Origin of the sequence: Silvanigrella aquatica, from assembly GCF_001907975.1 — a bacterium.
GTDB lineage: Bacteria > Bdellovibrionota_B > Oligoflexia > Silvanigrellales > Silvanigrellaceae > Silvanigrella > Silvanigrella aquatica.
The window spans coordinates 1709178-1729055 of record NZ_CP017834.1 but is presented as its reverse complement, the minus strand read 5'-3'; the positions used below and the strand labels follow the sequence as shown (position 1 = coordinate 1729055).

Sequence of the window (19878 nt, the reverse complement as noted above, 5' to 3'; positions counted from 1 at the left end):
GCAAAAATTGTTAAAACATATAACCAATAGTTAATCCATAATCAAATTTTATTTGTGATATATTTTCATTTATTTTAGATCTTGCCTTTTGCCAATTTGCATTATTAGTCTTAGAAATAGGAATATTATTTTGTGAAAATTCATTATTTTTAGATTTATATCCAAATCCAACATAAAGAGAAAAAGTAAGACCATTTTGAAAAGCATACCGATATCCAGTTTGGACGGCAGGAGCAATATAAAATAGATTTTGCTGTGCTGAGTTATCGAAATCTGAGATTGAGAGTTGCTCATAAGTAAAATTAATTTTGAGACCTAAAAAGGGACCATACATTTCAGTTGATAGTGGATAATAATGCAATTTAGGAGCAAAGGTATAAGTGTCTCGACGGGCATTGACACCATCCGTATTATATGGATTTTGTTTAAAAGTTTCTATATCTAAACCAAGTGAATAGCTTTCTAGAATTAAATATTCAAAATTTAAGCCCAGACCTTGGTTGATAGAGAGCAATGGATTTAATTCAATTATGGTGTTGGATTCAGCAAAAGAGGCGCATGTAGGCAAAAGCAAGCTTAAAAAAGATGCTATATTAATTATCTTATTTTTCATAATAAATTGAGTTCCTTAAATGACAGGATCTTGTTCCTGTAAACCGACAATGTTATAGCAGACAATATGAGGTTATAGCAAAATAACTTTCTATAATGAAATAAAATGAGGAAATATGCCAAAAATTAAAAATGCAAAATTATTTAAGTATGAATTAACAATTAAAGAGAATCATCTTGATTCTTTTGCTCATGTAAATAACGCTGTTTACTTACAAATTCTTGAAGAAGCGCGTTGGGAATTTATTACGGAATTAGGATTTGGTCTTGAGGAAATTCAAAAATCAGGAAAAGGTCCTGTTATTTTAGAAGTGAATTTAAAATTTATTAAAGAGCTCAAATTGCGAGAAAAAGTTAGAATTGAAACCCAATGTATTGATGCACAATCAAAAATTTTGCATTTAGAACAGAAAATATTTAATTCAAAAAATGAATTGTGTACAACAGCTCATTATATATTGGGCTATTTTGATTTAAATACGCGGAAATTAATTCATCAATCTCCTGAGTGGTTTCGGGCTGTTGGAATAGAGATTGAATAAATTTAAATGAAGATTGGGAAAATTTACCTCCTTTTATTTTAAAATTATTTTCAAAAATCAAAAATATAATTTTATTTCCATCGGTTTGCAATTAAGCCTAATATGTAAATTTATTGACGATCGTAAAATAAATAAAATTCTCCTAATATTGTTAAAAGCAATATTAGGAGTCAAACAATATGATCTATAAAAACATTTATTGGTTTTTTTTCACCTATTTTTCATTAAGTTTTATTTTTTTATTTGATATATCAAACGCACAAGAACAAAAAGAAAATAATCGACGTGGAAGCACATACGAGGATGGATTATCTATTGCTACATATAATTTAATGCTTTTACCTTCTGGATTGTACCCTAATTATGCACAACAAATTAGAGCAAATTTAGCTGCGGATTCTGAATTTTTTAAATATCAAGATGTTATTGTTTTTGAGGAACTCTTTGATACAAATGCAGCAACTGAAATGCTGAATAAACTAAAACCAATGTTTCCTTATCAAACTCCCATTGTGGGGAGTACAAAAGTAGATTGGAATGCAACCACGGGAGCATGGTCACCTTTCACACCTTATAATGGCGGTGTTGCAATTATAAGCAAGTGGCCTATTGTAGAAAAATCGCAACATATTTATAAGTATGCTTGTGGAGCAGACTATTTTTCATTAAAAGGTTTTGCCTATGCAAAAATAAAATATAATAATACATTTTATAATATTATTGGAACTCATTTACAAGCGGATGATAATGGTTGTCTTGGCAGCTATACTAAAGGAATTTTAGGTCGAAAAATAGATTTAACAGAAATGGTAAATTTCGTTAATGAAAAAAAATTTCCAAAAGAGGAATATGTAATTTATGCGGGTGATATGAATATAGATACTGATAATAAAATTGAATATAATGATATGATTAATATCTTAAATGTTAGACCTCCTATTTATGTGGGAGTTCCATTTTCAGCAGATAATAAAAGAAATGGCATAGGATTTGAAAGATACCCGACTTATAAAAGTGAAAACTTGGATCATATTTTAGTTTCGAAAAATCATAGAAAAATGCCTCAATGGTTTAATTTAAAATATGATAATCAGTCCCTTTCACAGTGGAAAGTAAAAACAAAAGGTCGATACTGGTCATACACAGATATTTCAGATCACTATCCATTAATGGCATTTTCTTACGCAACTGAAAAAACTCCTAAGCATTCCTTTGCTCCCATTAATGGGAATTATTATAAAATTACATTAAAAGAGTTAAAATCAAATAAATATATTGCTTATGATGATGATTATAAAAATAAAAAAATATATTTAGATAACAAAACTAATTCTAATTACATTACTTTTAATCTATCAAATAATTTTTCCATGATAGACAATGGGTGTATATTGTCCGGGGATTTGGTTAAACTTGAATTGTCTCAATTTCCTGGCTACATTGTCTCAGATTATTTAATTCCAAGTAATGCTGTAGACAATAAAACTTTTTCTGCATTATCAAATTTAAAAGCTTTATTTGAAAAAAGTGATGCGAATAAATGTCTAAGTAATAATGATATTGTAACTATAAAGCAAAATGATAATTTTTTGTTTTCATCGGGCGAGAATGAAAAATTTTTATTAAATATGCACAGTGAAGAATTACCAAGTTATTACGACTGGTCTTCTTCTCTTATCTATAGAAATTAAGAAAAAAAACATACCATTGCTTGAACTAAAAAAACCAAGTTATGGTACAAATTATCTTTCTCACTTTATTGTGGCCACTTCATTTCACCTTTAATTACTTTAGCGCTCAATTCTAAATCATCTTTATTTGTTAATTTAGAGTAACGTTTTTGCATAGCGCTGATCAATTCTTTGGAATTTTTTGCTTTAGCAGCTTCCATTTCAAAATTTTTTAAATATTTTTCTGTAAACTCAAGAGATTTTAAACCAAAATTAGAAGAACCTAAAAAATGACCAGGAATTACACGAATGGGATTTAAATTTTTAATGCTTTCAATAGATTCGAACCATTTTGCTCTTGACTCAGGGGTTTGATTGTCGGCAACCCAGACATGCATATTATTGTACACAATAACTCCACCTAGAGCAGTTTTTAAGGAAGGAATCCAAAGGTAAGTATCTGAGGGATTTGTTTTGAGGCCTTTAATTTCAATTTTTTGATCATCAACCATGAAAGAATCACTATCAAGCACATCGGGTAAAATGACTTTTTTCGGGGCATTTTCTTTTAAAATAGGACTCCAATAAGCAAGCTTAGAGTCCATTGACTCTTTTATCGCTTTCACAGTTTCGGGAGTAGCTAAGATTTTGACATCAGGAAAGGCATTTCTAATAGTTTCAAGGCCAAAATAAAAATCAGGATCCTTGTGGCTAATAAAAACAAGGGTTAATTTTTTTTCTGTCTTTTTAATTTTTTCAACTAAGGCTTGAGCATCGTTGGTTTGAATTTGCGCATCGATCAGGACAACTTCTTTTTTTCCCGAAATAATTTCTGAAGAAACCGGGAATAAACTTTTTGTACCTGGATTATATACCTCAATATTTAATTGTGCACCAGAAGCAATTGCAGATGTGAAAACGCTGAATACAGTTGCTGTTATTCCAAAGACATGTTTCCATTTTTTCATATATAACCTTTCAAATATAAAAGTATAATCAAAATTAATTGGTAAATAAAAGCCAAAGATATCCTAGTCTATAATTATGATATTGTAAACTCAAATTTTTAAATTATTATTATTTAAGATATTTATAAATATATAGTAAATTTATTATTATTTTGAAAATTATTAAATTTTTCAGCTAGCTTTTCTATTTTTGCTTCAACTTTTATGTGACGGCATTTTTTGTACAACATTTCTAATAATTGTTTGGGATATTCATTTTTTATAGGTATAATCGATTCTATAACTTCGTCAAACTTACACGGGTGAGCCGTTGCGACAACTATCCAAGGTAATGAGTTTAATAATTTTCTTGTACAGAATGCAGTTGCTGTATGTGGGCAAATTAATTTTTGATCATTCTTAAACACGTCAGCAATTGTTTCTCTAATTTGAGCATCAGTTATGCTGTAAGCACTTATATTATTTTTAAATAATAAGTGATCGTCAAATAAAATTTTTAATCTTTCAAAATTACTAGGATTACCAACATCCATAGCATTAGCAAGAGTAAGTAGACTTTTTCTGGGACTAAATTCACCTGTTTCAATATATTCAAGTATAACATTATTCGCATTTGTTGACAATACAATTTCTCGAATAGGAAATCCCATTTCTTTTGCCCAATAAGCAGCAGTAGCATTTCCCATATTACCTGTAGGAATAATAAAACCTGGCATTTCATCATATTTTTTAAAATACTTGAAACTAAAATACGCATAATAAATAACTTGTGGTAATAATCGACCTATATTAATACTGTTAGCTGTACAAAGTAATTTTGAATTTTGCCAAGAATCATTTTGAAAGGCCTCTTTTACCATTTTTTGGCAATCATCAAATGTTCCATTAACTGCAAAAGAATAAATATTTGAATCCCAGCAAGTAATTTGGTGCTCTTGTTTTTGAGATATTTTTCCTTCTGGGTAAAGAATAATTACATCAATATTATTTTTTTTATAAAAGGCGCTTGCTACGGCTGATCCTGTATCACCAGAAGTGGCAACCATTATTGTAAATCTTTTTTCAGTAGAAATATGTTCAAAACACTGTGCTAAAAAGCGAGCTCCGAAATCCTTAAAAGAAAGGGTAGGTCCCTGAAAAAGATCTAAAATAAAAGTACCATTATTTACTTCATTAAATGGGATAATAAAATTAAATGAATTTTTACATATTTCATGCAAATAATTATTTAATGGATCATTTTTAAAATATTCTTTTAAAACATTTTTTGAAAATTCAACATAAGAAATATTTATATCAAAATTATTATAATCTATTTTTGGGAAATATTCAGGAATAAATAATCCACCATCTTCTGCTAACCCCAGTTTTATACATTCAGTTAAAGTATACATTAATTTTTTATTTCGAGTGCTATTGAAATACATTTTTTATCCTTCGTAAATTTCAGTTACATGCGCTCCCTTTGAATTTAATCCTGTAATCCAAAAGTCAGAATGAATATTATATTTCATGAACTCCTGTTGCATTTTATCAGCAATTATTTCGGCATTATTTTTTGTGTCTGATAATGCAAATAAACTGGGTCCTGACCCTGAAAAAGAAGCGACAATCGCACCCGATTGTAAAGCAACATCTTTTACTTTATAAAAGCCGGGGACAAGCTTAGCTCTTTGAGGTTCTATAATAATATCTTGCGTATATTTTTTTAATAAATTAGAATCTTTTTTGTAAATTCCAGTAATAAATCCTGCTAAATTTGCAGATTGTTGTATATGTTGTTTTAAAGAAATTTCTTTTGATAAAATATCTCTAGCATCTTTGGTATCCAGTCTTAAATGAGGATGAATAAGGACACAAAAAATATTTGGAGCAGGAAGCAAAATATTTTCAATAGGATTTGAAGAGAGTATAAGCTGCATTCCCCCAAATAAACAGGGAACAATATTATCAGCGTGCCTTTGGCCGCAAGCAATTTCTTCTCCAAAAAGAGCATAATAAGCAAGCTCATTTAATGTTAAAGGATTCAATAAAAATTGATTTAGTGCAACCAACGCGGCAACTGAAGATGCTGAAGACCCCCCCATTCCAGAGCCTAAAGCAATTCCTTTTTTAAGTCGAATATTAAAACCTGTATTTAGTTGCAAGTCATCACATAATTTTTTTATAACAACCGATGCTGTGTTTTTTAAAATATCATAGGGTAAATTATTAATTCCCTCAATTTGTTCTATTATAATTTTTTGATCTTCTCGCTTTGTTAAGGTTACAAAATCACCAACAGAATCAATTGCAAATCCTAATATATCAAAACCAACTGCAATATTAGCGCAAGTTGCAGGTGCAAATGCTGTTACGGATTTTAAATTGTATTTAATCATGGTTTAGTCCTTTTAAGATAAAGATGAAGATAATCTCAAGAGATCTGAAAAAATTCCTGTTGCGGTGACTTCTGCTCCCGCTCCTGGCCCTTGAATAACTAAAGGCTGTTCATGGTATCTTTTAGAATAAATGATGAGCATATTGTCTGTGCCTTGAAGTCGATGAAAAGGATGATTTTGTTTATATGAAGACAATTCAACAGTCAGTTTCCCATTTTTATGAATCGTTCCTACATAACATAATTTTTCATTTTTAAGTGATGTTTGCTTCATTAATGGCAACATTTGAGCATCACATTCAGGTAATCTTTCTAAAAATTCCCCAACACAACATGATTTTAAATGATTTGGAACCAAACTTGTAAGTTGAATATCACTAAAAACGACTTCAAAACCGAGCTCTCTTGCGAGGCAAATTAATTTCCGTGCAACATCAAGTCCTGAAAGATCTTCTCTGGGATCGGGTTCGGTGTATCCGCGTTTTTTAGCTTCAAGAACAGCTTCAGAAAAAAGTCGACCTTTCATCATTTCATTAAAAATATAACTAAATGTTCCTGAAATAATTCCTTCAATAGAAATAATTTCATCCCCAGTTTTAATGAGATCTTGAATTGTATTTATGACAGGAAGCCCTGCGCAAACTGTTGCTTCGTAAAAGTATTGAGTATTTTTTTTCAAACACAATTCTTTTATTTTTTTATAATATTCAAAATCACCTGCATTAGCATGTTTATTAGGTGTGATGATATGAATTTCTTTTCCGATTATTTTTAAATAATGATTTGATATTTCATGACTTGCAGTGCAATCAATAAGAACAGTTTGGTTTATATTATGACCTGCAAGATGATTTATAAAATAATCAATATTTGAAGGAATACCACTTTTATTTAATTCTGCATTCCATTGTGAAAGATTTATAGAATTTTCAGACAAAAGCATTTTTTTGCTATTCATAATTGCCATTATTGAAAAATCAACATTATATTTTAATTTTAAATTTTCGTGAGCTTGTTGGATTTGATTTATAAAAGTACTTCCTACTGATCCTAAACCAATAATCCCAATAGAAATTTTTTTATCAGAAAGATAAAATCCAGAATGGACAGCATTTAAAGCGCGGTCAATATCTTTTTTGTCAATAACAACCGAAATATTCCTTTCTGATGAGCCTTGAGCAATTGCGGAAATATTAATATTTGCTTTGGAAAGAGTTGTACATAGTCTACTTGCAATTCCTAAGGTTCCCACCATTTTGTCACCAACAATGGCTAAAATTGAGCAATTGTTATTCACTGAAATTTTTTCAATTTGTTTTCTTTTCAGCTCAATTTCTAAATTTTGCTTTAATATTTTTAACGCTTTCTTTTCATGTTCTGAAGAAACAGCAAAACAAATAGAATATTCTGAACTTGCTTGAGAAATTAAAATAACTGAAATGTTTTCATTTTGAATTACTTGAAAAATTCTTGCTGCAATACCTGAGACTCCAATCATACCTGCACCTTCAATATTAAATAAAGAAATGTCTTCAATACAGGTCACACCTTTTATTAAATATTTATCATCATCAATTATTTGATTAGAAATAAGAGTTCCTTTTTGATCTGGATTAAAAATATTTTTAATAAAAATTGGAATATTTTTTTCAAGTGCGGGCGCAATTGTTCTTGGATGTAAGATTTTAGCTCCAAAATAAGCGAGTTCTAAAGCTTCTTTGTAGGAAAGATTAGGAATGGGAAAAGCACGTTTTACTTTTTCAGGATTGGCGCTATAAATTCCATTCACATCTTTCCAAATAGTTAAAGACTTTGAGTTTAGGAGCTTAGAAAATACTGCGGCAGAATAATCGCTTCCATTACGACCTAATGTTGTTCTTTTATTTTCAGAATTAGAAGCAATAAAACCAGTGATAACAAGTTGGTCAAATGTATTTTCTTTTAAAAAATTTTGTAGAGCAATATCGCTTTTTTCCCAATCGATAAACTGAATGCCATTTTGATGAAATGTAAATAAAACTTTTGTTGCATTTAAAAATTCAACTTTTTTATCGATTCCTAAAAAGGAGGATAAAATTTTTGCTGACCATATTTCTCCAAATCCTAAGACATAATCTTGTATTTCAATAGAGTAAGATGAGATTTGGGAAACAGTTGTCAAAATATTTTTTAATATATTGACATCATTATCAATCATTGTTTTTATAATAGCGCTTTTTTTTTCCTCAAATAGAAATTGATTTATTATTTCCATGTGTAAATTTTTTATATTTATAATTTCATTGAAGTAATTTTTACCCTCTTGTGCAAGATTTAAAATATTTTGCAGAGCTGAAGTGACTCCATGTAATGCAGAAACAACAATAATTTCATTATGTCCAGAAAGTACATTTTTAATTTTATGAAAACTTTCTGATTGCTTAAGATTAGAACCACCAAATTTATGAACAAAATATTCCATTTTGATTTCCCTTTAAAAAGTTAATTTAAATATTAAATTCAATTAATAAATTATAGATTGAAATTGCATGCTATGAAATTTTATTTAATGAAGTATAAATTATGTTAACGTGGTTATTTTGAGAGTCTGAGACGTGAGTTTATTTTGATGAGGAGTTTCTAAGTTAGAAGAAGTATAAGGGCGATTTCGTTTCAATTTTAGAAGACTTTTCATCGAAATTACCTTTCTAAAAATCACTCATATAAATTAAAAATAATTTATTAAAAACTAGGAATAGAGTATTTCTAAACTCTATCAAAAAGCTGATTCTTTCAGAAGATAAACTATATTAAAAAAATTGCCAAGTTTTTTTAAAAAAAATATTCAAAAATTATAAGATAAAGTTGCTTTATTAGAATTATTTACTACTTGGAAAAGGTGATTGCCATTTTTTAGTTACGAATATTTTATGCGCAACTTCTAAGGGACATGTAAAAAATGGAGTATTATTATAATATATGTCTCTATTTGCTAGAATTTTGGATAGCTTTAAATCGAGAATTTTATTTTGAGATTCAATATTTAATTCAAAAAAACTATTTTCGCAGGGAATTTGGATAGTGCACATAGAAATTTCAAAATCCCCTTTTATCATTCTTTCATAAACAGCATGTCCAAATACAAAAGGTAACGACTTATGAGTCGAACATGCTATAATGCATCCTCCTTCATCAAACATGGTCATATAATCCTGTTCACGCATCCTTGTGAGTGGAGAGGATTTCCAGGGAAACTCAGCTCTTTCATCAAATGATATAAATTGCCGCATATTTAAAGCGGCTTTGGTTTTTGGAAAAGCATACCAAATTTGGGCATTAAAAAAATCGTGCCAATTTTGGAGGCGTGTGCGGACTTCCCCTTTTAAAAAAATGCGCGGTTCATAGAGAGCTTCAAAGCCCTCGTCGCTGTGTCTTCCCTTTTGTAAAACAAATCGAATCTTATGCCCAGACCAAGACTCAACCTCATGGGGTTTAAAATTGTTTAATTCATTTAAAGTTGGCCAATCTTTGCTGTTTGAAAAAATTTTACCATATGGCATAATAGGGAAGAACAATTCAGAGCAGCCTAGAAATTGCGGATCCCATTTTCTATATGTAAGTTGGGATGTGTGGTGTCCTTTTTTTTCAACCCTTAATTCATTAGGGTGTGCCATGTACTTAGCCTCATTATATATTGTCCTTGACCTCGATCCAGAAATTATGGTTACCGATCGCGATCGTGTTCTACGCTCCCTGCGGGAAAAATTAAAGCAAAAATTTACACATCGCATCACTGTACGTGCTGATGAAGAAGAAACCTCTTTAGCTATTGCCTTATTTGATGATAATTATGAAAGAATAAAATCGAGACTTGATGAAATTCATGAAAAAGTGGAGGCCGCAGGGGAGGCGCGCATTCGCTTTCATCAAGGTCAAATATTTTGCTGGTTTAATGGAAAATTTGTTGAGACTAATGATAGCTTAGCTTACAGTGAACAAAATTTAAGCGATTTTAAAAATGCGACACAAATAACTCGTTCCTTTCGTGCACAAGAAAAAACAATTGTGTACACAGATAAAGATGATGACATGAATTCTAGCATTCCATCAAGGTTTTCTAGAAGGAATATAAGAATTCCGACGCGAAAGTGAGATTTTTTCAATGAAATTACCTAAGAAAAATATTCTTATATCAATTGCAGCCATTGCCATTGGTGTTTCTATTGGACAACATTTTAATATTTTCCCATTTTTTCAGTTTGCAAATTCTGAAGAAAATATTAAAAAAAATCCAAAACAAAATATGGGATATCTTACTTGTGCTTCTTTATCTGAAAGATCAAAAGATTTTTTAAAAAATCATTATTTATTTCGAAATTTTGATAATGAGTTATCTATACGTACACTCGAAATGTTTATAAAATTATTAGATCCCGGTAAATTATATTTTACTCAAGATGATATTACTGAGTTTACGAAACAAGAACAAGATTTATATAAAAATATCAATAATATCGACTGCCGCTTCATCAGCGGTGAGGATGGTATTTATGAGAGGTATAAAAAACGTCTTGATGAAGCCACCGCATTTGCAACGGCGGCATTAAAAGAAAAACAAGATTTTACTAAAGATGAGTATATAGAAACGGACAGAAAAAAAATTGAGTGGGCAAAATCCAGTGCGGAGCTAAAGGAACGCTGGAGAAAAACAATTAAGTTTATTGTCTTGAATATGAAAGAATCCGATGACATCGATAAAATTAAATCGCGATTAACCCGTCGCTATGAAATGATTAAAAAAGATATAAAAAACAGATCAACCGATGAAGTTTATGCACTATTTTTAAATGCTTTCGCATTGTCATTAGATCCACATTCGAGCTTTTTAACCCCAATTGATAACGACCAATTTCAGCAAGATTTTAGCTTGAAATTTGTTGGTATTGGCGCCACTTTAAAAAGTATTGATGGTTATACTATTATCGATGCCATTGTGCCTGGAGGAGCTGCAGCAAAAGATGGTCGTTTAAAGAAGAATGATAAAATTGTTGCTGTAGATTCTGGCGATAGTTCGGGAATTCAGGATGTCATTGAAATGGATTTGGGTAAAGTTGTGCAACTGATTCGAGGTAAAGAAGGCACAAATGTGAAGTTAGTTATTTTACGTAAAGAAATTGATGGTAAAATGAATCGTTTTAATGTCATATTAAAACGAGCAATTGTTCAGGTTAAAGATAATGAAGCAAAGAGTGATATTTTAAGCATCAATAATAAGAAAATTGGAATTATTAATTTACCAAGCTTTTATATTGATTACAAAGGATGCCAAGAAAATCCACGAACATGCCGCAGTTCTTCAAACGATATGTATCGTGAGATAAAAAAATTAAAAACAGCTAAAGTAGATGGTATCGTTGTTGATTTAAGAAGAAATGGCGGAGGAGATCTCTCAGAAACTCAAAAAATAGTGGGCTTATTTATTAAAAATCCAATTGTAACACTTGTTGAAGATAAAGACAGGCAAGTGCGCACCCTTGATTTTGAAGCGAATATTCCACCTTATACAGGTCCGCTCGCAATTATTGTGAGCAAATATACAGCATCTGCTTCTGAAATTTTATCGGGAGCAGTACAGGATTATGGTCGTGGGTATATATTGGGCAATTCTCGTACTTTTGGAAAAGGAACGGTGCAAACTGTTTTTGAAATTGCAGGAACGGGCGGACGTGCTACCGATGGAGCCATTCACGTTACCATTGCTAAATTTTTTAGACCCAGTGGGAAAAGCAATCAGGAAAAAGGGGTATTATCCGATATTATAATTCCTGATATCATTGAAGCGACTGAAATTGGTGAAAAAGAATATGATTATGCATTACCTTATACAACGATCAAGCCTTCCCGTGATTTTAAACCTGAAAAAGATTTATCTGATGTCATTCCAAAACTTCAAAAGCTTAGTACAGCAAGAGTGGAAAAAAGTCCGGAGTTTAAAAAAATCATAGATACTATAGATAAAGCTAAGAAAGACAAAAATACACTTGTTTCTTTGAAAGAAAATAAAGAAACAAATAAAAATATTGCAGATAAATCAGACAAAATAAAATCTGGAAAAATGCTTGTCGATAATGGCAAAATGAAAAACTCATCGAAATCAGGTAAAGACAAAGATATTGAAAAGGAAGTTAAAAAAGAATCGTTTAAAATGAAGTCAGAGGATTATGGCATTTCAGTAGAAGATGAAGATTCAATGGAATTTTCATCAAAAGTAATTCGCAAAAATGATATTCAATTAAAAGAATCTGCTCAAATTTTAATTGATAGCATCAATCTTACCGCAAACAATAAAAAAGAATAATTTGTAATATTTACATTTTAATAGAATTCGTTTTTAATTACGATTGTTCTTTTTGAATTAATAAAAAGAGAATTATAATGGCTCAAAAAATTTATGATATTACTGTTTTAGGTGGTGGTCCAACCGGTTTGTTTACTGCATTTTATGCAGGAATGCGTAATGCGAGTTGCAAAATAATTGATTCTATGCCCGCTCTAGGAGGAAGATTAACTGCAGTTTATCCTGAAAAATTCATTTATGACGTTGCCGGTTTTCCAAAAATCTTAGCTCGTGATTTAGTTGATAACTTAATAGAGCAAATAAAGCCTTATCAAACTGAAATTTGCTTAAATGAAACATCACAAAGTCTGACAAAAAGTGATGAAGGTGTCTGGCAACTCGAAACAAATGCAGGAATACATTTAACAAAAACACTTATTATTGCTGCCGGTGTTGGTTCTTACAGCCCTAAAAAGCACCAAGCTCCAGGTGCAACTGATTTTGAAAGTAAGGGAATTGAATACGCTGTCATTGAAAAAGCAATTTATAAAAATCGTCGGGTTATCATCGCAGGTGGTGGAGATTCCGCATTAGATTGGGCAAATGAATTAGTTTCAATTGCAAAATCTGTCACTTTAATTCACCGTTCCGATAAATTTAGAGCTCATGATGATTCCATTAAAAAGTTGCAAAAAACAAACGCACGAGTTATTTTAAATTCTGAAATTGCTAGTTTTTATGGTGATAGTGCATTGAAGGAAGTTCTCATCCGCAATCTTGAAGACAATAAAGAAGAAATCATTCCTGTTGACGATGCCTTAATTATGTTTGGATTTAATAGCTCCTTGGGTAAAATTAAGGAATGGGGTTTAGAACTCTCTGGAAATGGAATTTGTGTTAATGAAAAAATGGAGACTAATCTTTCAGGTATTTTTGCTGCAGGAGATATTGCAAAACATAATGCAAAACTCGATTTAATTGTAACAGGATTTTCAGAAGCTGCTATAGCTGTGGCATTTGCAAAAGTTTATATAAATCCAAAAGAAAAAGCACAGCCTATGCACTCGACAACTCTTATGGAAATAAAGGAAAAAAAAGAAAAGCGTTTGAATACACATTAATTATCTAATTTAAGGAGATACTATGAGTAAAAATATTTTATCATCTACAGGAATTATTTTTTCACTTATCATGACTTCTTGTCTGTCTTCTAGTTATAAAACGGAAAAAAATGTTGTTTTTCAACCTAAGAATAATTCAAAAGCCTCTGGAAGTATTAAAGTTGCAGAATTTTCTGATGGTGGAGTGCATATTACTGGAAAAATTTCTAATTTAGAGCCAAATAAATTACATGGTTTTCACATCCATGAAAAAGGAAATTGTTCCGATGCTGCTGCCATGAATGCAGGTGCACATTATAATCCAGATAGCGATCATGTTCATGGTACCTCTGTTGCAAATGAATCATACGAATCACAGCATGCGGGTGATTTAGGGAATATTAAATCCAACGAAAATGGTATTGCCCTAATTGATTTAACAGTTACATCTCCAGAATTTACTTTAGAAAAGGAGGGCAGCAAATATTCGCTTATGGGCAAATCATTTGTTGTTCATGCCGATCAAGATGATGAAAAATCGGCTCCTGCAGGAAATGCGGGAAAAAGAATTCTTTGTGGTGTCGTAAACTAAATCACATTTTTCATATGGAATCATAAATGATTGATTTTAGTTATCTAAAATCCCATTTTTCCCTATTGGAGAGCCATGTCGTTTTAAAACATCCCGAGCGAGAATGGCTTATTGGGAACGGCTTGGGAAGTTATTCATCAGGAACGATTTCTGGAATATTAACGCGCCGCTATCATGGTGTCTTTGTCGCCATAGCAAAATCTCAATTAAATCGGTATTTATATGTCCCGAAAATTGAGGAAACAATTGAAATTAATGGAATTTCATATCTATTAGGGACGAATAAGTGGTTAAATAGAGAAGATTTTTTTCCAGATGGCTACAAATATATCAAATATTTTTATTTAGATGAAAACATACCTACATGGATTTATCAATGTGGTGATATATTTATTGAAAAAAAAATATTTATGCCCTACGAGAAAAATTCTACTTATGTTATTTATAGAAATCTTACTCCTCATGAAAATATCTCTATTAAAATAAAATGTGATGTTTTTATTAATAATAGAAGTTTTCATTCCTTAAATTCCGAAATTAATTTTCAAACCTTTAAAAATAATAATAAATTTGAATTTTATTCAAATTCGAATGAGTTTTTATTCTTTATCAATTCAAATATGCTAGATTCTCATTTAGAAAATTTAATTTATTATAACTATGAACTTGAAGAAGAAAAAAACAGGGGTTTTCCCTATGTTGAAAATCATTCTTTAGCTGTTTCGTTAGAGACAAATTTAAATACAAATAAATCTTTTCACATTTTAATCAGCTCTGATCCAGAAGAAAGAGAAACTTCAATTCCAATTGAAGAAAAAAATATAAAACAAAAAAATAAAATCTTGCTAAAAAATTGGGATACAAAAAAATATCAAACACCTTCCTGGATTAAGCAATTAATATATTCTATTCCCGCTTTTATTATTGACAGATCTCGCTCAACTTATCCTAATGCTAAAGGTATTCTCGCAGGTTATCATTGGTTTGGAGATTGGGGGAGGGACACAATGATCAGTCTTTCTGGATTATGTTTAACAACAGGACAAATAGAAATTGCAAAATCAATATTAGAAAACTATGCAAGATATATTGATTGTGGAATGATTCCCAATCGCTTTCCTGATGAAGGACATACCCCAGACTATAATACCGCCGATGCCTCACTTTGGTTTATTGAAGCCGTATTTCAATATTTTAATCAAACAAAAGACAAAGAATTTTTAAAAAGAATTTATCCACAACTCGAAAGCATTCTTCATGCTCATATCGAAGGGACACGTTATCAAATTCATTGCGATCCTAAGGATGGCCTTCTTTATGCGGGAGTAGAAGGAAGTCAACTGACTTGGATGGATGCCAAAATTGATAAATTTGTTGTAACACCTCGTATTGGTAAACCAATTGAAATCAATGCACTTTGGTACAATGCTTTAAAAAATATGTATGAATTTTCTGAAATTCTTAGTATTTCGAATAAGAAATGGAATGACCTTGCGCATATAACGGAACGGGGGCTATTACGTTTTTGGAATGAGGATGAGGGATATTGCTTCGATGTTTTAGAGACACCGCATAATGAAAACGATGCCACTTTGCGACCGAATCAAATTATTGCCTTATCATTACGACATTGTCCTTTTAATCTCATGCAACAAAGAAGCATGATTGATATTTGTGGAAAATACCTTGTCTCTTTTTTTGGAGTTAAAAGTCTTTCAAAATTTTCAAAACAATATAGAGGACATTATTTTGGTTCTCCATTTGATCGAGATTGTGCTTATCATCAAGGAACTTCTTGGAGTTGGTTACTCGGAAATTATGCCATTGCCTATTATAAAGTAACAAAAAATGCGCGTGTTGCTATTGGATTTTTAGAACCACTGCAGAAACACATCAATGAAGCAGGAATCGGCTATATTAGTGAAATTTTTGATGCGGAATCACCTTATACGCCAAGAGGATGCATTGCTCAAGCTTGGGGTGTTGCTGAAACATTAAGAGCGTGGCGCTTTTTGTCTGAAAGAATTTATGACTAATTTTTATTTCACTGAAAAAATAGCATTTTAACATTTTAAAAATCAAAAATAGTATTTATTTGAAGTCGAACTTAAAGGCGAATTATTTTTTGTAATTACTTTTTTCAGTTTTGAACTTTCACTATTTTCAGATATAAGAACAGCATTATAGCGAAAACCATTTTCATCGGCAACAGTTGTAATTTTATTAGGATATCCTAGCTTTGCAATCAATTTAACAAAGGAATTACTTTCCATTATTTTTAAATTTTCAAGCTGATTGGCATTACATTCTAAAGAGTCACATGCAATAAAAACTTGGCTTTGATTGGTAGAATCCATAATAACTACGTTATAATCATTATTTTTGCTATAAATTTCATTAACATCACTTGAAAAAGTGTAAGATTGATTATTAGGTGTGATAACTTCAGTCACAATATAGTAGAATGAATTTTGAGAGGTTCTCTCTTTTGAAGAGTTACCACATGAAAAAATACTGGGCAGAAATAAAATAAAAAATAGAGTCAGAGTTATAATTTTATTCATTTTACACTCCTCCTCTTTTTAAAAATAAGATTTCATTAAAAACTTTTATATTGCATAACTAAGGATAAAACTTACCTTTGCAATATTTTTATAATTATATCATTTTTTAGATTATTGAAAGAGATTTGTGATTTATTTCATAAATACATTATAAACTATGGATAATCCATGAAAATATAATTTTTTGGCAAAATTTCATTCCTAATTTTTTGATTACTAATTCTCTTTCCAAGAGAAGCATAGGATTCATTTGGAAGAAAAAAATGAGGATCAAGAAGGGACTGCTTTTTTAGTTCTTCAACAATATCTTCATGTTTTTTATAGTAACCATTTGAAACATTGTATCTTTCGGCAGGTTTAAAATTATCAAGAACGGCGTCAATACATTTCACAATATCATCAACATGAATGAGATTGATAAATTGATTTCCACTTTTAATACGTTGTGTTTGATACCATTTCAGTGGCAGACGATCGGGTCCCATAATGCCGGATAAATGTAAAATACAGGCTCCTTGAGTGCGCAATATTTCTTCGCATTCAACACGGCAATTAGTAAAATCAAGATTCGAATTTTCTGTAATAATCTCACCTTGTACGGTGTTTAAATAGGCAGAAGTTGTACTTAAAATAATTGTTTTTTTATTGGCGCAATAGAAATGGTAGAACTCTTTTGCAATATTGATATCTTCTTTTATTTGTGAAGATGGAAAAGTCCAAATGACCTCAGTGGCAACAGGTAAATTTCTCCAAGTTTCTTTTACAAACAAATCAAATACAAACGAATTCGGAAAATGGGTCTGTTTTCGATTTGTAAATAAACAATCGGAATTTATTTGACAATAATAGTTTCCAACATACCCACGGCCTAACAGTATTTTTGTTCTCATTTACGATTCTCTATTATGGCAAGAAGCCTTTCAGCTTCAGCGTCATCTAAAATTTTAAATCTACCCTCTTGTTCATTAAAAGAATAAACATCAGCGGTTGCAATATCAAACCACCAGCAATAAATTTTTAATTTATGATCACGGATAAATTCTTGAACAAGGGGATAAGATTCTAAATGTTTTTTTTGCTCCACCACATTAATTTGCGAAAGTTGATTATGTGGTTGCAATCCTGGATTGATTTCATAACCACTTTGTAACTTTTTTAATGCAGATTCACCATATTGTAGCCAAGAACGTAAATTGGGTGACGAGATGGCATTGCGATTTGCCAAAATGCCCTGCATGGCGCCACATTCAGAATGGCCACAAATAATGATACTTGAGACATTAAGGGTGAGCAAAGAAAATTCAATAGCGGCGGCTTCAGATTCGTCTCCCACCGAGTATCCATTGCGACTGCAAGGAGGAATCATGTTGCCGACATTCCTTACGACGAAAAGATCACCTGGGTCTGTAGAAGCAAAAAGATTTGGGACAACTCTGCTGTCAGAGCAAGCAATAAATAAGGCATCGGGAGATTGGCCGAGAGCAAGACGTGCAAAGGTTTCACGATAACCCTCAATAACATTTTTCCTAAAATCTATAATTCCATGAATCAGTTTTTTCATTCAAATGTCTCCAAATCCCATAATCCTTGTACTTTTTATACATTTAAATCCAGGGTTCGTAAAAGTATTACCGGATTTATCCGAACGATATTTAGCATGTTATCATAAGATTTAAAATTACCTTGATTTGTTTTTTAAATCCCCTCAGGCACAATAGCTAATTTTTTTGGCACTTATTTCTGCTTGTGAGGTTGGTTTAAATTTTAATAAGTTTTGTAAAATAATTAAAAAAATAAAATTACCTTATACTCATGACGCATTTTGATAAAAATTGTTTTTCCGTTTCTATACGGGTAAAGTGACAGTTTTCAATTAATTTTTCTAAAGGACGTTTTATATAATTCATATAAAAAGGTTCATGAAAATCTTGTGGAAAATTTAATAAAGCCCAATTTAATTCAGGCTCATCGTCAAGCTGTATGGAATCAATATGGAGCATCATTCCTCCTGGCTTGAGGACGTTATGACAAGATTGTATAACATTCAAACGTTCGTTTTCAGGAAGTTCATGAAATAAATAAATTGAATAGACAATGTCAAATTTATCTAAAATATTTTCTAAATGAGTCGCGTCACTTTTTATAAATTTAACATTAGAAAACATACCATTTTTTTCTTGAGCAATTTCCATATAAGATTTGCTAAAATCTGTTGCTAATAATTGAATATTCTGACAAGAATTTAATAAAATGTGAGTTCCTTCTCCAGATCCGCAAGCAATTTCAAGAATATTCAAAGTTCTATTTTGCTCTTTAATATATTTTATCATGGGAGCCATTAGCAATCGTCTTGCAAGTCCTAAGGTTCCTTTGAATAATATTTCGGTTTGGTGAGCGTAAAGCTCTGCAGATTTTCGAGAAAAATATCCATCTGTTTGAAAATGGAAATTTCGTCTGTAATATTTTGGAAAACTTTCTATATCTTCATTCACACCTGCTGAAAAAATATTATATTCGTTATTTTTTGCTCGAATTGATGAAAAAATGGAATCTTTCATAATTTCAATGTATCTTTTATAATGTATTAAAGGATTTTCAGGAAATATAAGTTTTACAGAATAAACATTATTATTTATATTTTTAGCATCATCCTCAAACATTTTGTTGACGATTCTAAGCAAATTTTTAAAATGATTTTTTGGGGGGAGCGGATTTTTTTTACGCTGTATTCCTATGAATTTTCTTAAAAAAAGAATAGGGATACCCTCTACAGTATACAATGCCATGCGAGAAGCATTTAAAGAAATTAATAACAAATTATTTTTTTTTATCATTATTACTTCCCTTTGAGAAAATCCAGAAATAGTAACTATATAATATTTATTTTCATACTTGAAGTCAAAATGTAAGCAAGTTGGTAAATTTGACTTGTGCAGTTGTAAATTATAGACTGCGAATCAATTTGAGAGATTTTTCATTCTCTACGAATAAATATTATCAATTTGAGTAAAATAAAAAGACATGAAAAATTTAATTCTTTCCAAACCGATTTTATTATCAGCCTTAATATTGCCTAATTTATCAGCGCATAGTGAACAAAATGATCAGGGATACGAAAAACCGATTACTGTAAG

General features: G+C 30.7%; 17 protein-coding genes. 7 read left to right on the top strand and 10 right to left on the bottom strand.

Translation table 11 applies throughout. The annotated features are described in order from the left end of the window. Positions 1 to 10: 10 nt before the first annotated feature. Entirely contained in the window at positions 11 to 613 is a 603-nt protein-coding gene (locus AXG55_RS07195; protein ID WP_148697450.1) for a DUF3575 domain-containing protein, read from the bottom strand. A 115-nt stretch (positions 614 to 728) separates the two neighbouring features. On the opposite strand from AXG55_RS07195, the gene AXG55_RS07190 reads away from it, so the two are divergent. Together AXG55_RS07190 and sph are read left to right on the top strand one after the other, a co-directional pair. Further along, positions 729 to 1154: an acyl-CoA thioesterase gene (locus tag AXG55_RS07190; protein ID WP_148697449.1), complete on the top strand. Its 426-nt coding sequence runs from the start codon at positions 729 to 731 to the stop codon at positions 1152 to 1154. A 179-nt stretch (positions 1155 to 1333) separates the two neighbouring features. Next, positions 1334 to 2845, top strand: coding sequence for a sphingomyelin phosphodiesterase (sph, locus tag AXG55_RS07185; RefSeq protein ID WP_148697448.1), 1512 nt, complete (start codon positions 1334 to 1336; stop codon positions 2843 to 2845). A 65-nt stretch (positions 2846 to 2910) separates the two neighbouring features. Here the strand turns inward: sph and AXG55_RS07180 are convergent, their stop codons facing one another. The 5 genes from AXG55_RS07180 to AXG55_RS07160 all read right to left on the bottom strand — a co-directional run bounded on the left by AXG55_RS07180 (position 2911) and on the right by AXG55_RS07160 (position 9825). Then, positions 2911 to 3792, bottom strand: coding sequence for an MBL fold metallo-hydrolase (locus AXG55_RS07180; RefSeq protein WP_148697447.1), 882 nt, complete (start codon positions 3790 to 3792; stop codon positions 2911 to 2913). A gap of 122 nt (positions 3793 to 3914) precedes the next feature. After that, entirely contained in the window at positions 3915 to 5219 is a 1305-nt protein-coding gene (thrC, locus tag AXG55_RS07175; protein WP_148697446.1) for a threonine synthase, read from the bottom strand. A gap of 3 nt (positions 5220 to 5222) precedes the next feature. Further along, positions 5223 to 6173: a homoserine kinase gene (locus AXG55_RS07170; protein WP_148697445.1), complete on the bottom strand. Its 951-nt coding sequence runs from the start codon at positions 6171 to 6173 to the stop codon at positions 5223 to 5225. Positions 6174 to 6185: 12 nt separating this feature from the next. Further along, a complete protein-coding gene (gene thrA, locus AXG55_RS07165; protein ID WP_148697444.1) occupies positions 6186 to 8633 on the bottom strand; it encodes a bifunctional aspartate kinase/homoserine dehydrogenase I in 2448 nt (815 codons plus the stop codon). 397 nt (positions 8634 to 9030) lie between these two features. Further along, entirely contained in the window at positions 9031 to 9825 is a 795-nt protein-coding gene (locus tag AXG55_RS07160; protein WP_233231058.1) for a DUF3025 domain-containing protein, read from the bottom strand. On the opposite strand from AXG55_RS07160, the gene AXG55_RS07155 reads away from it, so the two are divergent. The 5 genes from AXG55_RS07155 (at position 9824) to AXG55_RS07135 (ending at position 16216) form a co-directional block, all read left to right on the top strand. Next, a complete protein-coding gene (locus tag AXG55_RS07155; protein ID WP_233231057.1) occupies positions 9824 to 10303 on the top strand; it encodes a hypothetical protein in 480 nt (159 codons plus the stop codon). The genes AXG55_RS07160 and AXG55_RS07155 overlap by 2 nt on opposite strands. Positions 10304 to 10313: 10 nt before the next feature. Further along, the gene (locus AXG55_RS07150) at positions 10314 to 12509 is read left to right on the top strand and encodes a carboxy terminal-processing peptidase (protein ID WP_148697441.1); all 2196 of its coding nucleotides are present in this window, start codon (positions 10314 to 10316) and stop codon (positions 12507 to 12509) included. A 77-nt stretch (positions 12510 to 12586) separates the two neighbouring features. Further along, positions 12587 to 13609, top strand: a complete 1023-nt coding sequence (locus AXG55_RS07145; RefSeq protein ID WP_148697440.1) for an NAD(P)/FAD-dependent oxidoreductase — start codon at positions 12587 to 12589, stop codon at positions 13607 to 13609. Between the two features lie 22 nt (positions 13610 to 13631). After that, positions 13632 to 14180 (top strand): superoxide dismutase family protein, encoded by a 549-nt coding sequence (locus tag AXG55_RS07140; RefSeq protein WP_148697439.1) that lies wholly within the window; start codon positions 13632 to 13634, stop codon positions 14178 to 14180. A gap of 26 nt (positions 14181 to 14206) precedes the next feature. Continuing rightward, complete coding sequence (locus tag AXG55_RS07135; RefSeq protein ID WP_148697438.1) at positions 14207 to 16216, top strand: amylo-alpha-1,6-glucosidase; 2010 nt, start codon at positions 14207 to 14209, stop codon at positions 16214 to 16216. 42 nt (positions 16217 to 16258) lie between these two features. Here the strand turns inward: AXG55_RS07135 and AXG55_RS07130 are convergent, their stop codons facing one another. From AXG55_RS07130 to AXG55_RS07115, 4 genes are all read right to left on the bottom strand, one after another. Continuing rightward, entirely contained in the window at positions 16259 to 16744 is a 486-nt protein-coding gene (locus AXG55_RS07130; RefSeq protein WP_148697437.1) for a hypothetical protein, read from the bottom strand. A 155-nt stretch (positions 16745 to 16899) separates the two neighbouring features. After that, positions 16900 to 17634, bottom strand: a complete 735-nt coding sequence (locus AXG55_RS07125) for a Rossmann-fold NAD(P)-binding domain-containing protein (RefSeq protein ID WP_148697436.1) — start codon at positions 17632 to 17634, stop codon at positions 16900 to 16902. Next, on the bottom strand, positions 17631 to 18305 hold the full coding sequence (locus AXG55_RS07120; RefSeq protein WP_148697435.1) for a carbonic anhydrase: 675 nt from the start codon (positions 18303 to 18305) through the stop codon (positions 17631 to 17633). The genes AXG55_RS07125 and AXG55_RS07120 overlap by 4 nt, the downstream gene beginning before the upstream one ends. Positions 18306 to 18543: 238 nt before the next feature. After that, complete coding sequence (locus tag AXG55_RS07115) at positions 18544 to 19578, bottom strand: class I SAM-dependent methyltransferase (RefSeq protein ID WP_148697434.1); 1035 nt, start codon at positions 19576 to 19578, stop codon at positions 18544 to 18546. Between the last annotated feature and the right edge of the window lie 300 nt (positions 19579 to 19878).